The sequence below is a fragment of the uncultured Varibaculum sp. genome (assembly GCF_902489465.1).
GTDB lineage: Bacteria > Actinomycetota > Actinomycetes > Actinomycetales > Actinomycetaceae > Varibaculum.
Window position 1 is genome coordinate 1 of the sequence record NZ_CABTZZ010000009.1, and the last position, 20,653, is coordinate 20,653.

Sequence of the window (20,653 nt, forward strand, 5' to 3'; positions counted from 1 at the left end):
ACTATCCCATCTACCTGCGAAAATGATCTACTGGAAAAGCTACTGGAAAGTTACTGGAAAATTTTCTAGTAAAATATATTTGGCGCGTTTATACTCTAAATATGTCGCCAAACAATATAGACGCCATTCTTGCTTCCAATACTGAGGAACGTACCCGACAGTTATGCTTGCGGGACGAAGACCAGTGGTTTGAACGTAAGGCGATAGAAGTATCTCCAAAAATCTTGGCTCGCACGCTTATTGCATTTGCGAACGCTGAGGGCGGTACCGTGATTGTGGGAGTGAAAGACCGCAAAATTCAGGATTTAAGGCGGTTCACAAAAAAAATTAACGAGCTGCGTATGACTCCCGGTACTCAGTACTGTATTCCGCCGATTGATTGTGAAGTTACAGAAGTAGTAACTAGTTCCCAGGGTGGTGAATCTAGATTTGTTTTAGCTTTTTCGGTAATTCCTAGTGGGCAAGTGCATCACGGAACGGATGATAGTTGCTACCTCCGTCGTGGCGACCGTTCGCTGCGTCTGAGCTCGGATGAAGTCCGCCGCTTGGAGTACGACCGGGGAGCTAGGCAATTTGAAGCTGAAACTGTCCGCGACCTCATGGTTGATGACTTACCCCAGAAAAATATTGCTCCTTTCTTAGAAGCTACTGGCGCTACCCGCGGAAAAACACACCTGCTGCGTTCGCGTTCGCTTTGCGATAAGGATGGACGCATCAATAACGCGGCATATCTACTGTTTTCTGATTCTCCGCTGGTACTCCTACCGGGAGCATATGTCCGGGTATGTCGTTTTCAAGGAAATGAGCGCTTGACTGGTCAGAGCCAAAATATAGTTTTTGATCAGAGAACTGAGCTGCCCATACCGCAGGCGATTGAGCAAGCGGTGCAGTGGATTGAGGCAGTAATACCCCGACGCCGCGCCTTGGGGCAAGACGGCAAATTTGCTGATATGTCAGTGATTCCTCAAAGTGCCTGGTTAGAAGGTTTAGTTAATGCGGTGATACATCGTGCCTATGACCTAATAGGAGATGGTATCAGGATTGAAATATTTGATAATCGGATTGAAATTAGCAACCCGGGTAGCTTCCGAGATAGAAGGCTTGCCGCTAAAGCTCCCCTCGAGATAGCCAGATACGCAATAAATCCTAGGATTGCCCGCACTTGCTGCGACCTGGGGTATGCCCAGGAGCTGGGGGAGGGTATTAAACGTATGTTTTCACAGATGAAAGAGGCTGGGTTATCTGATCCGGAATACCGGCAAGAACCTATGCATGTGATCCTAACTCTGCGGTATCAGCCACGTCTAAAAGGAGCAGAGGAGGGGCTTTCACGTAGCGCAAAAGCAGTTATGGCAGCTTTGCAAGCCCTCGGAGGCTCCGGAGGAACCGGCGATATTGCTCAGTTTGCACTACTTACCAGACCGACAACGCGGGCGGCTTTGAAAGATTTGAAAGATCTAGGGATAGTTTCTTGGCAAGGGAAAAGTGTGCGCGACCCGCGGGCAACTTGGCATTTGAAATAGAGGAGTATGTGAGAGGTGCCTAGATTAAAAAAGTGCAAAATCTGCTTGTCTGGGCGTCATTCTTAGCTACTGGAAAAGCTACTGGAAAATTTCTTTTTCTAGTAGGTTACAACAACTATCCCATCTACCTGCGAAAATGATCTACTGGAAAAGCTACTGGAAAGTTACTGGAAAATTTTCCAGTAGAATTTACTATCTGATGTAAGCGTCAAAATAGCCCTAGAAGACTGAAAATATAACCTTGCCTAGAGTCGGTCAATGAACTCGGTCGCTACCTCTTCGGGTACGCCCTCTTCCCGCATTACATCCCGGATTGCGTCCCAGCGTTGCAGGCGTCCTTGATCCCGCATTTGGCGTAGCTTATCGCGATCGGCTAGCGAAGAAGCCAGCAGATTATCTACGCTGCCGATTTCCTGTTCGAAATGAGATTTGCGAGCGCGGTCGCGGGCATTTAGACCTCTTACACTGCGAGCCACCAGGAGTACTAACGCTGCACCACAGAGAACAAAACCGATCGTCAATAAAACACTCATGCGGCGATTGTCTCACTTCGCCCTGAAGTAGTCCTGAAAACGAACTGAAAATAAGTTGTTACCAGGGGTTTAGGGATTTGCCCAGCCATTGGGAATACATCCCAGGTTTTCTCCGCCATCTGCGCTTTGCTGTTGCATTACCGGAGCTAAGCCTCCCGGTTGGGGACAGAACAGATGTCCGTGTCCGAGCCAATGCCCGGTTTCGTGGGAAACCTCGTAGATTCGGTAATCGGTGATGGTTTTCCCTTTTTGGAACCACATTTTTGCGCCGCCAATCCACCGGTGGGCATTGAGCACCACATTATCGCCATTGCGACAGTTGGAAACCCCATTAGTGGTCAGGGGGGCGCAAAGCCGGTCGGTCAGGGCGGGGCTGGCGATAACTATCCGAAAATCAGCCTGCCCATCGGTGCGGGTAAACGAGATTTCCCCCTGTTTTCCGCCCCATCCGCGGGGATCGTTCAAGATAGCGTGAATACTTTTTGCAGCAGTTTCACCGTTGAGGGGTAGCCCGTTTTCTACTTCCACCCGATAAAAGTAGACTTTGCCGGTGCCGCGTCCTTGCCAGGTTCCGGGTACTACCGAAGTGTTTCCAGAAGCCGAAGGGGGTACGTCTTTAGAGGTTTCTCCTCCCGGTAAGTCTCCTTTTACCTGCAAGGCGATCGCCGGCTCTTTTGCTTGCTGTTTGGGATTAACCAGCGGAACCGCAGTCCAATGTAAAGTGGGCGCGGTCTGGACTGCCTGCGCCGACTTGGGGGCTCGCGGCATTGCGGAAATGATCAGAATAAAGGTGATAGTCAGCGCAATCGCAAGTGAGGAGGCGCGAATAAGCAAATTCCAGTCCGAGCGCCGACGTGCGCGGTTGGCTCGAGACTGCAGACGCTGTCTCCTAGGGGGATACTCTGACACATTCAATAGTTTAAGCGATACCGGGAGTCAGTTTTACTGCCTCGCTGTGTATGAGGTCCTTGGTGAGGGATAACTAGCACAGCGCCGGTGACAAATGCAGAAAACTCTGTCTGTTGCCGACGTGTTTCCTGAAGATACAGTAGCCTTGGTTTCAGTTCAGGGACTCAAGGCCTAAGATCTGGTTTCCACCTGTTAGGATTAGATACGGAAGTATCGCTTTTTAGCGCAGTCTAAATTCAATATGGAGGCCATTAACCTATGGCAAAATATGTCTACACGTTCGCCGAGGGCAACAAGGATATGAAGGATCTGCTGGGGGGCAAGGGTGCCAACCTGGCGGAGATGACCAATCTGGGTTTGCCTGTTCCCCCTGGTTTTACGATTACTACCGATGCTTGTCGGGCATACCTCAAACATAACGAGGTTCCCGAAAGCCTAGTTCCAGAAGTAACCAAGGCTTTGCGTGCGGTGGAAGATCAGATCGGGCGTACCTTGGGGGATGAAGAAGAACCGCTGCTGGTGTCCGTGCGTTCGGGTGCGAAGTTCTCGATGCCCGGAATGATGGAAACCGTCCTCAATGTAGGGCTGAATGACCGTTCGGTAGTTGGTCTGGCAAAAATGTCAGGTTCGGATCGCTTCGCTTGGGATTCTTACCGCCGTCTGGTGCAAATGTTTGGCAAGACAGTGCTAGATATTGACGGCGATTTATTTGCCGATGCGCTCGATTCCATGAAAGAAAAAGTTGGCGCGCGAGCCGATGTGGATTTGACTGCCGAAAACCTGCAAGATTTGACAGCACAGTTCAAACAGATCGTTAAAGAACAGACCGGGAATGATTTCCCGCAAGATCCTCGCACCCAAATGGATATGGCGATTGAAGCCGTATTTAGGTCTTGGAATACCGAGCGGGCAGCAATTTATCGTCGTCGCGAACGGATTCCGAATTCGCTGGGAACCGCGGTGAATATCTGCACCATGGTGTTTGGGAATATGGGTGATGATTCCGGAACCGGCGTGGCCTTTACCAGGGATCCTTCAACCGGGAAATCAGGTGTTTACGGTGATTTCTTGATGAACGCGCAGGGCGAGGACGTGGTTGCCGGTATCCGTAATACCGAGCCGCTTTCTCACCTCAAGACGGTAAATGAGCCGGTTTACAATCAGCTAATCAAGATTATGCGCAAACTGGAAACCCACTACCAGGATATGTGCGATATCGAGTACACCATCGAGAAAGGCAAGCTGTGGATGCTGCAGACCCGCGTGGGTAAGCGGACAGCAGCTGCTGCTTTCCGGATTGCGGTTCAGCTAAACGAGGAACGTCTAATCACCAAGGATCAGATGCTAGAACGCGTCAGTGGTGAACAGCTCACCCAGTTGATGTTCCCCCAGTTTGATAATGATGCCGTGCGGGTCAGGCTAACTCGCGGTATGCCGGCTTCTCCTGGGGCTGCTGTGGGCGGAGTTGCGTTTAATAATGAGCAGGCTGAGGCCGCAAAGAATGCTGGGAAATCCTGTATTTTGGTGCGGCGGGAAACGAATCCTGACGATTTGGCAGGTATGGTCGCTGCCGAGGGCGTGCTTACGGCGCGTGGCGGCAAGACTTCTCACGCCGCGGTAGTGGCGCGTGGTATGGGTAAGACCTGTGTTTGTGGCGCAGAAGCTCTAGATATTGATGCCGAAGCCGGGACTTTGACCGTTGACGGCAAGACTTTCCACGAAGGCGACATGATCGCCATTGATGGCGGAACCGGGGAAGTGTTCGAGGGTGCGGTTCCGGTTCAGGACTCCCCAGTAACTACTTATTTAGAGAGCGGTCTAACAGCTGGTCTTGAAGCTTGTGACAACGATGCTGATTTGCAGGATTTGGTGCGTTGCGTAGACCGGATGATGGAACTGGCTGATAAACGTGCCCGCTTGCAGGTGCGTGCGAATGCTGATAATCCGCAGGATGCGAAGCTCGCAGTAGAGTTTGGAGCTAAAGGGATTGGGCTGTGCCGTACGGAGCATATGTTCTTAGGTGATCGCCGTCCTCTGGTTGAACACGCTATCCTTTCGGAGCCAGGTTCTGCTGACCGTAAAGACGCTCTCGCTCAGTTGGGTGAGCGCCAGCAGCAGGATTTTGTGGAAATGCTGCAAGTTATGGACGGCAAGCCGATGACGGTTCGCTTGATTGATCCTCCGCTGCACGAGTTCCTGCCAGATTTGACTGGTTTAGAGGTTAAAGTTGCCCTGCAAAAAGCTGAAGGCAAGGTAAACCCGGATGATCAACGGATGCTCACTGCAGTTCGGAAGATGCATGAAGCTAACCCGATGCTCGGTCTGCGTGGGGTGCGTTTGGGTATGTGGATGCCCGGTCTGTTTGAAATGCAGATTCATGCGTTAGTGTCTGCTGCCGCAGAATTGAAGAAGCAGGGTCTGGATCCGCGCCCGGAGATTATGGTTCCCTTGGTAGGTTCGATTACGGAGCTGGGAATTATTCGCGACCGCGCTCAGGCGATTATTGACGAGATTTCTCAGTCAGCTGGCGTGGAACTGGATATCCCGATTGGTTGTATGATCGAGCTTCCTCGCGCTGCGATTACCGCCGAGTCTATGGCTAAAGAGGCTGATTTCTTCAGCTTCGGAACCAATGACCTAACTCAGACTACCTGGGGTTTCTCTCGTGATGATTGTGAGGGCGTGTTCTTCCCCAAGTACATTGAAGAGGGCGTGTTTGGGACTTCTCCTTTCGAAACGATTGATACTCATGGTGTGGGTCGTTTGGTTAAGGAAGGGGTCGGCCGCGGTCGCTCTACTAAGCCGGAGCTGAAGATGGGTGTTTGTGGCGAGCATGGTGGCGATCCGGAATCGATTCATTTCTTCCACAAGACCGGGTTGAATTACGTGTCTTGCTCGCCCTTCCGGGTAGCAGTTGCCCGCCTGGAGGCTGGTCGCGTGGTGGCTTTGGAGAACATTGAAGGATCCGGAGAGGACGCTACTGCTTAATAGGTATTTCGGGTGGCACCTGGCCTTCCTGCCTTGACCGGCAGGGCTGCTGGGCAGTCGCACCCTAAGCTATTTTCATAGCACCCCTGGGGGTCGGCGAGATAATCCCGCCGGCCCCCCTTATTTCATTTTGGTCGGCGCAGTTAGGAGCGAGCTTGCCCCGATTTCCCCCAACCCGATATGCGGGAGAGCCGTAGCAAATGTGGGTGGGAACAATACTCTGGTGGGAGTTTTTCTTTAGACTCGTTTTAGGAGGTGGGCACGGTGAATTGGATTAACAGCTTCGAAATTATCTGCTACTTGCTTACGACAGCGCTGATTATCGACATCCTAAGAAAGAAAAACTGGGATGAGTTGAGCCTGTTTTTCTCAGCGGCGCTGGCAGGTTTCGCCCTCGAAATGCTGGCAGTTTGGCTGACCGGAATCTATCACTACAGTTCACAGTATTTTATTAGCATTGGTTGGGCTCCCAACCAGTTCCCTTTCTTTGGGGGACTAATGTGGGGCGGGGTAGCGGTTGCGGCGCTTAGACTTGCGAAAAAAATCGGGTTATCGCGAGGCTTGACGGCACTGCTCGCCGGCTGGCTAGTGGTTTCAATGGATCTTCTCCTGGATGTGGCCGCAATTCGGCTAAACGGGGGATTTTGGATTTGGGAAGGACGCCCAGTTACTCTGGCCATCAACCACCATATGTTCATGAGTGTAATCTGGGTTAACTTCTTGGGATACCTCTTTGAAACCCCAATGATCGTTTATTTAAATCAGCGTTTTTGGCAGCGTCAGTCCCGGCCAAGGTCTAAACCATTAATCGCCGTGGCTACCCTAGCTATCGGCCTAGCAGGCGTGACTTTTGTAGGAATCGCCTCCGCCGCGTCCTTAAAACTCAATCAATTAACCGATGAGTGGTTTGCCCCGCTAGCCTTCCTGGCGCTCTGGGGATTTATTTTCGTAATTTCGCTGCGGCAGGTAGTAAATAAGAAAACCCACCTGACTTTTAAGGGATCCAAAGACTGGACAATATTTATTTTTTGGGCAGCGATCTATGGCTACTGCCTGGTAGCGCTAGAGTTCCTGGGTATTTTTAAGGCAGTGCCCGCCTATCGAATTTTCGCGTATTTTCTATGTCTGCTCACTTTGGCTTTATCTCTGGCAAGCCAGCGACCTGCGCTGACAGTTGAACGGTGACGTCTACTTGGGTAAATACGGGAAGTGTCAGCCTTAACTGCCTGAAGTGTCAGAAATAAATAATTCTGACACTTCAGGTGTATGGAGCTATTTGAACGGTTTTCAAGAGATCTGCTGGCTGTAATATCACTGCTCCAGGAGTATGGGAATGGAACACGCTTTAGGAGCTAAGCGGGGAACAGATAAGATCAGGGGTAGAAGCAAGGAAAGGTGAGTTATGGCTATCGGAGCAGGCGACTACCGCACCTTTAGCTCTCTCTTGCGCGAAAGTTTCCGCGGGGAAGTGCTAGATTCCCGCACTGACCGCGCCGTCTATGCTACTGATTCTTCGAACTATCGGATTCCCCCGAAGGTTATTGCCTGCCCGAAAGATCAAGATGACCTGCGGGTATTGCTGCAGATAGCCCGGGAATGCCAGGTACCAGTGACTGCCCGAGGCGCGGGTACCTCGTGTGCGGGAAATGCCATTGGCCCCGGAGTAGTAATCGACTATTCGCGCCATTTGAACCGGATAATAAAAATTGACCCCGAAAATCGTTACGCGATTGTAGAGCCGGGGGTAGTACAAGCCCAGTTGCAACAGGCAGCAGCCCCCTATGGGTTACGATTCGGTCCGGATCCTTCTACCTCTTCGCGCTGCACTATTGGGGGGATGATCGGCAATAATGCCTGTGGCCCGCATGCTACCGCCTATGGGCGTACCGCAGATAACGTTTTAGAGTTGCGTCTAATTGACGGCTTAGGACGCGAGATAATCGCCGGGCAGACCCCGCAAAACCCGCCAGAAACTTCGCAAGACGCGCCTGCACCTGACGAACAAATCCAACAAATTCCCGGTTTAAAATCCCTGGTAGCAGCGAATCTAGCTACTATCCGCAGAGAGTTTGGGCGCTTTGGACGCCAAGTTTCTGGTTATTCCCTGGAGCATCTACTGCCCGAAAATGGTTCTGCCCTCGCACCTTTCCTGTCTGGAACTGAGGGCACCCTGGGGGTTATTACCCAGGCGACCGTGCGCCTCGTCCCTCTGCCTAAAGCTCCCGTACTGGTGGCCTTAGGTTTCCCCGATATGATTGCCGCCGCTGCCGCGGTGCCGCGGATTCTTCCCTTAAAGCCCCTGGCAGTGGAAGGTATGGATGCCCGGCTGGTGGAAGTAGTGCGCCGGCATAAAGGCCCAGGCGCAGTTCCAGATTTGCCTAAAGGTAGCGGCTGGCTACTGTGCGAGGTCGGCGGGGAAGGCGTAGATGAGGACGCCACCTTACAGCGGGCGCGCCAACTCGCAGACGCTTCTGGAGCCCGCGGAGAGGCAGTCATGATTTATCCTCCCGGCGCCGATGCAGCTGCTCTTTGGCGGATTCGCGCAGATGGAGCGGGACTGGGAGGACGCACTCCCCAGGGAGATCAGGCCTGGCCAGGTTGGGAGGATGCGGCAGTACCTCCGGAAAATTTGGCCGCCTATCTGCAGGATTTCCAAAAACTGTTAGAAGAATTCGGGTTGGACGGACTGCTGTATGGGCATTTTGGGGACGGATGCGTACATGTACGGCTCAATATGCCACTGGGCAGCGCTACCGGACTAGGTAAATCGCGAGAATTCTTATTTGCCGCCGCGCAGCTAGTTGGAAAATACGGTGGTTCTATTTCCGGGGAACACGGGGACGGTAGAGCCAGGTCTGAGCTACTACCAAAAATGTATTCCTCGCAGGCAGTAGAGTTATTTGCACAGGTGAAAGCCTTATTTGATCCTGAGAACTTGATGAATCCCGGGGTATTGACCGGGCCGGCCGGTCCGGATGGGGTGGCAGAAAACGTACGGCGTACCCAAGCGCACGCCCTGAAAGCAAGTCCAGAAGGCTTTGCTTTTTCCGAGGACGCCGGGAGCCTTACCGATGCTTTCCATCGTTGTACCGGGGTGGGAAAATGCCGCGCCGATAACAGCGGGGCTGGCGGATTCATGTGTCCCTCTTTCCAGGCGAGTGGCCGCGAACAGGAAGCTACTCGCGGGAGGGCGCGTATCCTGCAAGAAGCCACCAATGGGGGGCTAATTCACGGATTGTCGGATCCCGAAATCTGGCAGGTGCTCGATTTATGTCTAGCGTGTAAGGCCTGTTCCGCGGATTGTCCTGCCGGGGTCGATATGGCAAAGTGGCGAAGCGAAACCCTATTCCGGCGCTACCGGGGACGGCCGCGTCCGCTGTCTCATTATGCGCTGGGATGGTTGCCGCGGTGGCTGCGGCTAATGGCAAAGATTCCGGGAGCCAGGCAGCTAGCAAACTTGGCTACCAAGATTCGCCCGCTAACCCAGGCGGCGCTAAAGCTGCTTCACTTGGATACGGAGCGTGTGCTTCCTCGCTTCGCGACTCACTCTTTAGAAAGTCAATATCCGAACCGCCTGTTTTGGCCGAAAGAATCAGCGGTTTCGCCCTGGAGGCAAAAGCAATCAGGCAAGCCCGAGGCAGTAGTACCTGCCGAAGTAGTTAAAGCTGGAAAAAGAACTCGGCAGGCGGCGCTTTCAGCCTCTAAATCCGTGGTGATTTGGGCGGATTCTTTTTCCCGAGGACTAGATCAACGCGGAGTCAAAGCCGCTATTCAGTTGCTGAGTAGGGCAGGCTGGCAGGTGTTTTTGGCCCCGCCAGATACTTGCTGCGGGCTGACCTGGATTACCACCGGGCAACTTAAAGGGGCCAGGCGACACCTCGAAAAACTTCTTGAACGTTTGGGGCCGCTTGCCGCTAATGGAATCCCGATTGTGGGAATCGAGCCCTCATGTACCGCGGTGCTACGAGACGACCTGTTAGAACTCCTCCCAGCTGACCCACGCGCCCTAATGGTTAGGGAAGCAACCTTTACCCTCGCCGAATTTATCAACACTAACTGTCCCGACCTGCGTTTACCTGACCTTGCCGGGGTGAAAGTAGTCGCTCAACCGCACTGTCACCATTATTCAGTGATGGGCTGGGAAGCCGACCGCGCCCTAATCGAGAAAACTGGTGCACAGTTGGTGGAACTGCAAGGTTGCTGCGGCATGGCCGGGAACTTCGGGATGGAAGCCTCGCACCGTCAGATGTCGCTGGCGGTAGCCGAGCACGGCCTCCTACCGCAGTTAAAAGCCAACCCGGACGCTGTTTTCCTGGCGGATGGGTTTTCTTGTCGCACCCAGGCCGAGACTTTGGCTGGCCGAGACGGAGTACATTTAGCGGAATTGCTGGCTAATCCGGATACCTTCAGGAAAAAATAGTTGTTAACAGCGCCATGGGCGCTAAAACCGGCGTCCTGAAGGATATCCGTGACACAATGGAGTAAACATCCTTTAGAAAAGCAGGGAGCGGTGAATCGATGGCACTTTTTGAACTGGAATCCGGCCGCCTAATACCGGCACAGTTTGGCACCCCGGTAGGGCATGGATTAGAGATGGATGTGCTCGAGTCCATTCGCTCGCAGGTGTTGGAGGTAATTGACCGTCCCCTTTTCCCGGTTGCTTGGGCAGGGGACAGCGGGGAATCGGGAACCGGCCCGCATTCCTTAACTGCCCTGGACGCTTCGGGACAGGTAGTTTCGGTTGAAGTGCTCTCCCGTCTCGATCCAGTGAGCCTGGTGGCCGCAATTTCTCGCCTCGGGCAGGTCTCCGGGCAAGGATGGATGGATTTAGCCAGTCAATATCCAGGAGGAGTACAAGCTTTTCAAACCGGTTGGGCAGAGTTCCGGGAAGCTATGCCGCCCACCACTCAACCGGGACCGCGATTATTCCTGGTAGTGGGGGAAATCGATGAGGGGTGTTACGCTGCGCTGGGGGTGCTGTTTGCTTCCGGAATTGAGATTCACCAAATTTCTGCCCGCCAGATGTCTAATGGCCGTCGTTTCTTAGAAGTGTCGCAGGTTACCTCAAGTTCTATTAATTATTCACGCCCGCAAATCGGAGGGCATCGGGCTCCGGCTCCACAGATTTCGTGGCATGTCGATGAAGAGTCCGCTCCGCAGGAGGCTCAAGTTTCTCCGGTGTCACCTGCGCCTCCCACGCCGCCTGCAGCGACAGAGGTTTCCGAAGAAGTATCGACTGGTGACGGGCAAGCAGAATCTATTGAAGGCGAAGAGTCGGTAGAAAATGTGGGAAACGTGGTACCTCAGGAGGATAGTCCGGAGGAAGAAGCGAGTGTAGAAGCGGAAACTCCAGCGGGAGAAGATGGGGGTGTAGCTCCAGAATCTTTAGCCGAAACAGCTAAGGAGACAGATGCTGCTGCCAATTCTGCTGTACCTGAGTTGCTGCAAAAAGATGCCGCAGGATTGCGTTCTATTTCGTCACTGGTTGGTCAAGATGCAGTGTTGCTGTGGTCAGATGATCGGGGACGGATTTGCGAAGCTCTCCTGAAGGAAGAGGGAGTGATTGATCCGGGTGACGGCCAGCTTACCGAGCAAGTTCAGGCAGTGTTTGAGCAGGTCGGGGGGAATAGTGAACTGGATGCGTGGGAGGCATTCCGGATTGGAAACCTGGAGGGCCCCACATTGGCAGAAGCTATTGCGGAAGTTAACGCGGAGATAGAACGCCATGCGGCTTCCGGCGAGGGCAAACACGGTCACTAGGAGACGATAATGGAGAAAGGGAGTTCATCTGCCGCGTCATTACCGACCGAGCCGGCAGCGATGCCCGCACCGGTAGGTCGGTGGGTGCCAGATATTTTAGGGCCGGGATTTGAGGCTCGTACCCTGGAGCTACCCCGTGATGACGAGGGCGAACTGTGTGCCACTTTGGTGCGTCACCTTCCCCAGGATGATCGCTGGGCGATCTCAAATACCCCCGATAAGCCTGCCTTTACCTGTCTGTTCATTCACGGTTGGAATGATTACTTTTTCCAACGGGAGCTGGCTCGCCATATTTCCTTAGCGGGCGGCGCGTTTTACGCAATTGACCTCTGCAAATATGGGCGATCTTGGCGAAAATGGCAGACATTTGGCTGGACTGAAGACCTGCTATCTTATGATCTGGATATTTACGCCGCTCTAGAGGTTATGCGGGAGGAACATCCGGGGTTGCCGTTAGTGTTGGCCGGTCATTCTACCGGGGGTCTGACGGCTGCCTATTGGGTGAACCGGCACCGGGATCAAGTGGCGGGACTGCTGCTGGATTCTCCCTGGATTGAAATGGCGGGGGGAACTTCCCAGCGTTTCGGGGCGCGCGCCCTGGCAGAATTGTTTTCCCGACGGGCAGCCAAGAAAGAGGTTCCGCTGCAGTCGGCTGACTCCGCTTACGTAGATTCTTTGATGGGTTGGGATAGCAAGGTTGACGGCACCCTGCCTAAACGCTTGGAACCCTGGCTGCAAGATCCCTCCCTGCAGGGATGGCCACTGGTTTCAAATTGGAAAGGTACTCCGGATGCGGTAGTGCGTTTTGGCTGGGTACGGGCGATTACTGTCGCTCAAAAGCGGCTTTTATCGGGTGAACCTACGGATGTGCCTACCTATTTCTTGACTTCTACCGCTTCTTCTAGTGGAAAACGCAAACGGGAAATGATGTTTACTGATTCGGTGCTAAACGTGCAAACCATGTGCGCGAATGCCTGGCGGCTTTCTCGTCGCGTGACCATGGAACGTTACCCCGGAAAACACGATCTATTCTTATCTTTCCCCGATGTGCGTCAAGAGGTGTGGTTCGGCAGTCACCGTTGGCTTGCCGAAGCCTTGCCGGGGCAAGCTCGTCCTATAAGTGAAATCGGCGAGACCGCAGCCCGCGCCATCTGCCCCTAGAGCTTTTTACTTATCCCGTTGTGTTGGGGAACTGAGCATATAAGTCAGCTCTCAGCTAGGCACTTAAGTTGAAAACTCCGAAAGAGTCTTTTCTTCAGAGCCTAGCTGAGAGCTTGGCCTAGGAGTCACCGCCCAAGGAGGATACCCAATCTGAGCCTAATGTTTGCTCGCTGGGTAGCAGTGAAACCGTTTTCCTTTTATTTATCGACAGTGGCTTGCTCTTGGGAAGCCAACTTTTCGATTGCTGCCACATCTGGCTGCGGAGTGTGAGGCAGATTGGTATTGATCTCTACCGAGGGGTTCTTTAGATCAATATCAGTGTCGTCTTCCTGGGGGTTGTACGGTATTTTCCCGTTTAGCACATCGTAAACGCGCTGGCGATCAATGGTCTTTGTCCAGGTGGCAACCAATAGGGTTGCAACTGCGTTCCCGGTGAAGTTGGTGAGGGCGCGTGCTTCTGACATGAAGCGGTCAATACCGACGATTACACCTACACCGTCTAGTAGTTCCGGACGGTGGGATTGTAGGCCGGCAGCTAAAGTAGCGATCCCGGCTCCAGAAACCCCAGCGGCGCCCTTCGAAGCAATCATCATGAAGATCAGCAAGCCGATTTGTTCGCCCAATCCCATAGGCTTGTTCATGGCGTCGGAGATAAAGATTGCCGACATAGTCAGGTAGATAGCAGTTCCGTCTAGGTTGAAAGAATAACCGGTAGGAACCACAATCCCCACCGTGATTTTGTGGATTCCCAGGTGTTCCATTTTCCGCATCAGGTTTGGCAACGCCGATTCGGAGGAGGAAGTAGCTACGATCAGCAGGTATTCTTTTGCCAGGTATTTCATCAGTTTAAAGATGTTGAAGCGAGTAAATATCGCTAGGACAGAACCTAATACCACGCAAATGAACAAGATACAGGTGATATAGAACGCCACCATCAGTAGCAGCATCTGACCTACCGCTTTGGCGCCGGTAGAACCGACCACTCCCGCCATAGCGCCAAAAGCGCCGATGGGAGCCAGCCACAAAACCATGTAGAGCACCTTGAAAACCAGTTTTTGGATGGCGGCGACAGCCCGCAAGATTCCGTCCCCGGTTTTGCCTAGGCTTTGTACGGCGAATCCTACTAAGAGGGCGATGAACAGAGTTTGCAGTACCGAGCCGGAGGTGAGGGAAGAGAAGAAGGTGTCGGGAATAATCGATTGGATGAAGCCAACGATCCCGTCCCCTTCTTGTTTGTTGCCGGAAGTGAACTGGGCTGCCGCATCTTTTGTGGCTTCAATATTTAGGTTGCTACCGGGCTGGATTATGTTTCCTACTACTAAGCCGATACCTAGAGCAAATGTGGACATAGTTAGGAAGTAGGCTAGAGCGATTCCACCAGCTTTTCCTACCGAGGCTGCGGCGCGTACCGAGCCAATTCCGAGGACAATCGTACAAAAGATTACGGGCACAATCATCATGGTGATTAGCCGGACGAAGGTGGTGCCGACAACCTTGAATTCTTTGGCTACATCGGGAGCGACTATTCCGAAAATAATCCCGGCGATGACGGCAATGATGACACCGATGTATAGCCAGTGAGTGTTGTCTTTCTTTGGCTTTTTACTTTCGGGCACATAAGGTTTGCTAGCGGTTAGCTCAGTGACCTGGGGGCTAACTTGGGGAATTACTTCACCTGTATTCTTATTGCGTTTGCGCATACCCATAGAGGAACTCCTGTAATACGTAATGGTTACAAAATCTGGGACTAAACGACTGGGAGGAAAATAAAAGTTTATCTTTCCAGCGAAGCGTGAAAGTAGGCTATAACCACTAAACTCTTGATGCAAAATCAATATTTTGGTTTTCCCCATATTTTGGTTATAGGCCTTTTATCCTAGGCCGTGAAAGCCTGTTTGTGAGGTTGCGCACATGCTACTTTTTTGGGAGGTTGCACTGCCTCGAGGCAAGTTTTTTAACGGTTGTGACAATCAGGTTGCGATAGCCGGCAGGGTGGCGTAGAAGCTGTCCTAGGGGCTGAACTCTCCACTAAGCTCTCAACTCAACTCTCAACTTTAACTCTCTATAGTTGAGAGCTACATGAGAGTTGAGTTGAGAGCTCGAATGGCTTGCGGTTTGCAGGGAAGGGTCACGTACGTGGTGTCTGTGGCTAAACGATGCTGTACTGTAAATCAATCTGTTACACGTTAAATAACCCACAAAAGGGGCATATCCTGCCCTTCTGCTTTGACCTGCCGGGAAAGGGGCTGTTAAATTGGCTATTGCCCAAGATCGCCGGTGCCCACACCAGTGGGTTTAAGTTCCAGATCGGAAGCCTGTGTAGGTTGAACGATGCGTAACGTATCGAAAATAGTTGCGCGTCCTCGGAAAAGAGGACGTCCTTCCCTTCGGGGGGCAGCAGCTAGGATCGATAGGTTTATTTTCGCCCCGTGCAATCTGCACGGGGTTTTCTTGTTCTGGCCCCCGGCACGGATAAACGGAAGGAGGGCCTAATGGCGAAAGCTGATAAGCAAGCCATGATCGCTCAGCTGGAAGAAAAAATCCGCTCCGCATCGGCCCTGCTGCTCACCGAATACCGCGGGTTGACCGTGGCTCAGATGACTGAGCTGCGCAAAAACCTGGCAGGAACGGCTACATATTCCGTCACGAAGAACACGCTGGCCAGGATTGCCGCCAAGAACCAGGGAATTGACTTCCTGGACGAGGAGCTAACCGGCCCGACCGCGATTGCGTTCGTAACCGGAGAGGCCGTGGATGCGGCCAAGGTGCTGCGCGACTTCGCCAAGGATAACGAGCAGTTGGTTATTAGAGGCGGTGTCCTCGACGGGAATTTCTTGTCTGCTGATGAAGTCAAGAAACTCGCTGAACTGGATAATCGCGAAACTACGCTGGCCAAACTGGCCGGAGCAATGGAAGGCAAACTGGTACAGGCTGCCTTTATGTTCAAGGCGCCCGCCTCCAAGGCGGTTCGCACCGTGGACGCCCTGCGCGAAAAGCAGGAAAAAGCGGCTTAGCAAGGCCGCATAGATCGACAAGAAAAAATCTGCCTCGCGTGGGCAAAAAGAAAGGAATGCCAATATGGCTAAGCTCAGCAAAGAAGAGCTAATTGATGCTTTCAAAGAAATGACTCTGTTGGAACTGTCCGAGTTTGTTAAAGAATTCGAGGACGTCTTTGACGTAGAGGCTGCTGCTCCCGCAGCTGTCGCTGTTGCTGCCCCCGGTGCTGCCGGTGGCGAAGAAGCAGCCGAAGAAAAGACCGAATTCGACGTAGTGCTCGAAGCCGCTGGCGACAAGAAGATCGCTGTAATCAAGGCTCTGCGCGCGCTACAGCCCGGACTGGCTCTGAAAGAAGCCAAGGAGAAGGTTGACTCCGCTCCGACCACCATCCTGGAAGGCGCTTCCAAGGAAGACGCTGAAAAGGCCAAGGCTGATCTGGAAGGCGCGGGTGCTTCTGTCACTCTGAAGTAAGGCTAGTTAGTCTTTTACTTTAAAAAGGCGGTGCGGGGAGAAGTTTCCCGCACCGCCTTTTTTACCGCATATGTACAGGCAATAATCCGCTATATGCTTCCAATTGCTGGCAACAAGATTGCGGTTAGGGAACTAGAGTTTTAACCGCGGACTTTGAGGAAGCTACAGGTTAATACCCTAAAGCTACTTATTCGCGGAGGGCACAAAACCAGGCAATTTTAAGTGCCAGCACGCTGGTAGGCGTTAGGATGCAAACAGCTTCGCGCGACTTAAATCAAAGTAGGGGTGATTTCATGACTGTGCTACGCCACCTGGGTAAAAAAGAATGGTTGCTTAGCGCGCTGGCGATTATCACCATTATTTGCCAGGTTTTCTTAGATTTGCGCCTGATTGATTTCATGCAAACCATCACCGAAATGATTGTGAAACCAGGTGCTACCGTCAGCGGGGTGCTATCAGAAGGCGCAAAAATGCTCGGCTGCGCCGCCGGATCGATGATAGTAGCCATAGTCACCGGTTATTGCATGGCCATGATTGGTGCCACCGTGGCCCGCAACCTACGTCAAGCCGTTTTTACCAAAGCGATATCCCTACCGCAAGCAGATTTTGAGCGCTTTGGCGCGCCCTCGCTAATTACCCGCTCCACAAATGATGTCACTCAGCTGCAAATGTTCGTGGTGATGGGGTGTCAAATGATGGTGAAAGCCCCCATCCTCGCCATCTGGGCAATCGTAAAAATCGCCGGGAAGAACCTTACTTGGACCGCCGCAACCGGAGTTGCGGCATTGATACTGCTGGTCATGATTTTGATCATTTGGCGAATCGTGATGCCGCGGATGATGCGGATGCAGCGGATCACTGACGACCTGAATCGAGTAACCCGCGAACACATGGAGGGGGTGCGGGTAATCCGTGCCTACGGCTCCCAGAATTTCCACGAGCAGCGTTTTGAAGCCACCAACACCGAACTAACCAACACGCACCTAATCGTATCCGGCACTTTTTCCTTCATGATGCCGGTCATGAACACGGTGATATCCGGGCTTAACCTGGCGATCTATGTTCTGGGTGCTTTCATGATTTCCGCAGCTGCCGGCGCGGAAAAAATAACCTTGTTTTCGCAGATGATCGTGTTTTCTGGGTATGCGACCCAGGCGATTGGCGGATTCTTGATGATGGCAATGGTATTCGTCTTCGCACCCAGAGCAATCGTTGCTAATCGTCGTATCCGGGAGGTACTAGATTGCGAACCTTCCCTAGTTGAGGCGGCCGATATCGACAATAAATCGAGTCGCGTCCTCGAGAAAGAAACCCGCCCAGACCTACAGGTGCCGGCGATTGAATTTAGAGACGTGTCATTTAGCTACCCCGGAGCCGAAGACGACGCCCTCCACCAGATAAATCTAAAGATTGCTCGCGGGCAAACCGTAGCCCTCATTGGAGCCACCGGCAGCGGGAAAACATCACTGGTGAACCTGATTCCCCGAGTTTATGATCCCCGGGAAGGACAGGTTTTGATTAACGGCAAAGACGTGCGGGAATGGTCGCTGCTAGACCTGCGTAACCAAATCGCATATTCACCCCAAAAAATCACGCTATTCACCGGCACTATCGCTTCCAATATTGCTTTTGGAAAAGGTCCGAAAAACATTACCCCCGTCGATATTGTTGAGGCTGGTGACATCGCTGCCTGCGATTTCATTGCCGATAAAGAGGGTGAGTACGCGGCGGAAGTAGCTCCAGGGGGCACAAACTTTTCCGGCGGGCAAAAACAACGGATTTCGATTGCCCGGACAGTGGCCAGAGACGCGCAAATCATGATTTTCGACGATACTTTTAGCGCCCTCGACTATGCCACCGACCGGGAGGTTCGCGGGCAGTTATCGGCGAAAGCAAGCGAGAAAACCCAGATCATTGTGGCGCAGCGGATCGCTACTGTGCGAGAAGCTGACCAGATTCTAGTGATCGATCACGGCAAAATCGTGGAGCGGGGAACGCATGAGTCGCTAATGGCTTCCTCAAAGATTTATCGAGAAATTGCGCTGTCCCAACTCTCTGAGGAGGAGTTGGCATGAAAGACCTAGAAATGAGCAGGTGGAATCGGCAAGTCGAGTCGGCGCGGCGTGGCCTAGAACCAGTCGCAGAAAAAATGTCACCAGTACGCCCAGGTGGAGGGCACGGTGGGAATGTCTATGAGAAAGCCCAGAAAGGACAGTTCTCCCAATCGGTGCGCGGTCTTGCCCAGTTTTTAGGGCGCTACCGGATAGCTATCCTGTTCGCGGTAGTTTTGGCAATTGCCGGATCGCTTTTGACTGCGGTCACGCCGATGTTCCTAGGGTTGATAACCGACGAGATTGCCGCCGGATTGCGTAGCAGTATCGATATGGATCAAATCTTTGCCCTGTTGCGGATGGCTACCCTCGTCCTTGCCTTAGGCTTCTGTTTTAACCTGGGGCAATCGTTGATTATGGTGATGGTTACCCAACGCACTGGGCAACGGATGCGTTCCGCGATTGACCGGAAAATCGATCGCCTGCCGCTGTCTTTCTTTGACAAAACCAGTCACGGCGACACTATGAGCCGGGTAACCAACGATATCGACACCCTGGTGCAAACCCTGCATTCGGCAATCACCACTATCATTACCGGCGTAGTCACCCTGGTGGGAGCCGCTTTTATGATGCTCTACACCGAGTGGCGGATGGCGCTAGCCGGTATGGGGGTCACCCTATTGGGGTTCGTTCTCAACGCGGTGATTATGATGTTCTCCCAGCGTTTCTTTATTCGCCGGCAATCCTATTTGGGCAGCCTAAATGGGCATATTGAAGAATCGCTATCCGGGCAAGGAATCATCAATATCTATAACGCGCAATCCGGCACCACTACCGAGTTTAACCGTCGTAACCAGCGACTTTTTAATGCGACTTGGCGCGCCGATTTCCTCTCCCAGTTAATGATGCCGGTAATGGGATTTGTGGGAAACCTCGGTTACGTGGTGGTATGCGTGCTGGGTGCAGTCCTGGTGGTGAAAGGCTATGTAACTATCGGCGTAATCGCCGCCTTCATGCTCTATATCCGGGTTTTTACCCAGCCGCTATCGAACCTAGCTTCTGCCGCGGCCTCCTTCCAATCAGCAGCCGCTGCCGGAGGGCGCGTTTTTGAAATCCTGGAAGAGGACGAGCTATCGGACGAATCCGAAAAACCGGCGCTGACTGGCCAAGTAACCCGGGGCGAGGTCGAGTTTCGGGATATCCACTTCTCCTACCAGAGAGGTAAAGAAATCATTCACGGCTTCTCCGCCCTAGTAAAACCGGGACAAAACGTAGCGATAGTAGGGCCGACTGGAGCTGGAAAAACCACCCTGGTAAACCTGTTGATGCGCTTTTATGAACTGGACAGTGGGGAAATCCTCTTGGACGGAACCCCGCTTTCTGCAATGCGGCGCGAGGACGTGGATTCACAGTTCGCTATGGTGCTGCAAGACAGCTGGGTGTTCCAAGGAACCTTGCGGGAAAACCTGGTATATTCCCGGCAGAACGTATCCGAGGAACGCCTGGAGCAGGTGATTAAAGCAGTAGGACTCAGTGACTTGGTTGCGCAACTGCCTCACGGCCTAGATAGCGAGATTCGAGAAGATTCTGCCCTCTCTAGCGGACAACGGCAGCTGGTGACTATTGCTCGCGCTATGCTTGCCGATAAGCCGCTGCTGATTCTCGATGAGGCTACATCCTCGGTCGATACCCGCACGGAACAGCTGATTCAGCGAGCGGTAGCCAAAGCTACCACGGGGCGCACCTCGTTCGTGATTGCCCATCGTCTGTCTACGATCCGCGACAGTGACGTGATATTCGTGATGGAACATGGCGATATTGTCGAGTTCGGCACGCATGAAGAGTTGCTGGCCTCCAAAGGCGCATACGCCCGCCTCTACAACGCACAGTTCACCAAAGGTGACATTGATGCTTGATTGATTCGCGCTGAAACTAGGTTCCCCTCCTGCCCAAAAACACGAAAAATGCTCATGCATTTTCCGAGTTTTACGCCCGCCTAGCCGACTCGGAAAAACCTAGTTTCAGCGCTTTCTTCGCCATTCATGTCTGTGTTTTGCTGTAGCTGCGCGTTGGAAGTTGCGGATCTGAAGAAGTAAAAGTGCTTGTGGATTCGGTTCCTGGCAGATGCTAAGAATGGAATTTATTGGGCAGAAGGAAAAATCTACCCTCCGCGCCTGCATAGATGAAACTACCTCTGGAATCTTCATCTTTATGTGCGGTCGGCGTAGTCACGCGTTCAAGGATGCCGGTCTGCAATCAC

General features: G+C 52.7%; 13 protein-coding genes. 10 read left to right on the top strand and 3 right to left on the bottom strand.

From position 1 onward, the window contains the following. Nucleotides 1-101 precede the first annotated feature (101 nt). A complete protein-coding gene (locus RDM26_RS02865) occupies nucleotides 102-1,523 on the top strand; it encodes an ATP-binding protein (RefSeq protein WP_307737541.1) in 1,422 nt (473 codons plus the stop codon). A gap of 245 nt (nucleotides 1,524-1,768) precedes the next feature. Here RDM26_RS02865 and RDM26_RS02870 read toward each other — a convergent pair whose 3' ends face one another. Beyond that, the gene (locus tag RDM26_RS02870; protein WP_307737542.1) at nucleotides 1,769-2,056 is read right to left on the bottom strand and encodes a hypothetical protein; all 288 of its coding nucleotides are present in this window, start codon (nucleotides 2,054-2,056) and stop codon (nucleotides 1,769-1,771) included. A gap of 69 nt (nucleotides 2,057-2,125) precedes the next feature. Beyond that, complete coding sequence (locus RDM26_RS02875; RefSeq protein ID WP_307737543.1) at nucleotides 2,126-2,890, bottom strand: DUF3152 domain-containing protein; 765 nt, start codon at nucleotides 2,888-2,890, stop codon at nucleotides 2,126-2,128. A 333-nt stretch (nucleotides 2,891-3,223) separates the two neighbouring features. On the opposite strand from RDM26_RS02875, the gene ppdK reads away from it, so the two are divergent. From ppdK to RDM26_RS02900, 5 genes are all read left to right on the top strand, one after another. Then, nucleotides 3,224-5,953, top strand: a complete 2,730-nt coding sequence (gene ppdK, locus RDM26_RS02880) for a pyruvate, phosphate dikinase (protein ID WP_307737544.1) — start codon at nucleotides 3,224-3,226, stop codon at nucleotides 5,951-5,953. 264 nt (nucleotides 5,954-6,217) lie between these two features. Beyond that, on the top strand, nucleotides 6,218-7,138 hold the full coding sequence (locus RDM26_RS02885; protein ID WP_307737545.1) for a hypothetical protein: 921 nt from the start codon (nucleotides 6,218-6,220) through the stop codon (nucleotides 7,136-7,138). Between the two features lie 217 nt (nucleotides 7,139-7,355). After that, entirely contained in the window at nucleotides 7,356-10,373 is a 3,018-nt protein-coding gene (locus RDM26_RS02890; RefSeq protein ID WP_307737546.1) for an FAD-linked oxidase C-terminal domain-containing protein, read from the top strand. A 98-nt stretch (nucleotides 10,374-10,471) separates the two neighbouring features. After that, nucleotides 10,472-11,713: a hypothetical protein gene (locus RDM26_RS02895; RefSeq protein ID WP_307737547.1), complete on the top strand. Its 1,242-nt coding sequence runs from the start codon at nucleotides 10,472-10,474 to the stop codon at nucleotides 11,711-11,713. Between the two features lie 9 nt (nucleotides 11,714-11,722). Further along, the gene (locus tag RDM26_RS02900) at nucleotides 11,723-12,874 is read left to right on the top strand and encodes an alpha/beta fold hydrolase (protein ID WP_307737548.1); all 1,152 of its coding nucleotides are present in this window, start codon (nucleotides 11,723-11,725) and stop codon (nucleotides 12,872-12,874) included. Between the two features lie 197 nt (nucleotides 12,875-13,071). Here RDM26_RS02900 and RDM26_RS02905 read toward each other — a convergent pair whose 3' ends face one another. Then, the gene (locus RDM26_RS02905) at nucleotides 13,072-14,580 is read right to left on the bottom strand and encodes a cation:dicarboxylate symporter family transporter (RefSeq protein ID WP_307737549.1); all 1,509 of its coding nucleotides are present in this window, start codon (nucleotides 14,578-14,580) and stop codon (nucleotides 13,072-13,074) included. Between the two features lie 786 nt (nucleotides 14,581-15,366). Here RDM26_RS02905 and rplJ point away from each other — a divergent pair. From rplJ to RDM26_RS02925, 4 genes are all read left to right on the top strand, one after another. Then, nucleotides 15,367-15,888: a 50S ribosomal protein L10 gene (gene rplJ / locus RDM26_RS02910; RefSeq protein ID WP_307737550.1), complete on the top strand. Its 522-nt coding sequence runs from the start codon at nucleotides 15,367-15,369 to the stop codon at nucleotides 15,886-15,888. Nucleotides 15,889-15,952: 64 nt separating this feature from the next. Beyond that, complete coding sequence (rplL, locus tag RDM26_RS02915; RefSeq protein ID WP_307737551.1) at nucleotides 15,953-16,342, top strand: 50S ribosomal protein L7/L12; 390 nt, start codon at nucleotides 15,953-15,955, stop codon at nucleotides 16,340-16,342. A gap of 293 nt (nucleotides 16,343-16,635) precedes the next feature. Further along, complete coding sequence (locus tag RDM26_RS02920; RefSeq protein WP_307737552.1) at nucleotides 16,636-18,417, top strand: ATP-binding cassette domain-containing protein; 1,782 nt, start codon at nucleotides 16,636-16,638, stop codon at nucleotides 18,415-18,417. Beyond that, entirely contained in the window at nucleotides 18,414-20,309 is a 1,896-nt protein-coding gene (locus tag RDM26_RS02925) for an ABC transporter transmembrane domain-containing protein (RefSeq protein ID WP_307737553.1), read from the top strand. Before RDM26_RS02920 ends, RDM26_RS02925 begins: the two co-directional genes overlap by 4 nt. Nucleotides 20,310-20,653 lie beyond the last annotated feature (344 nt).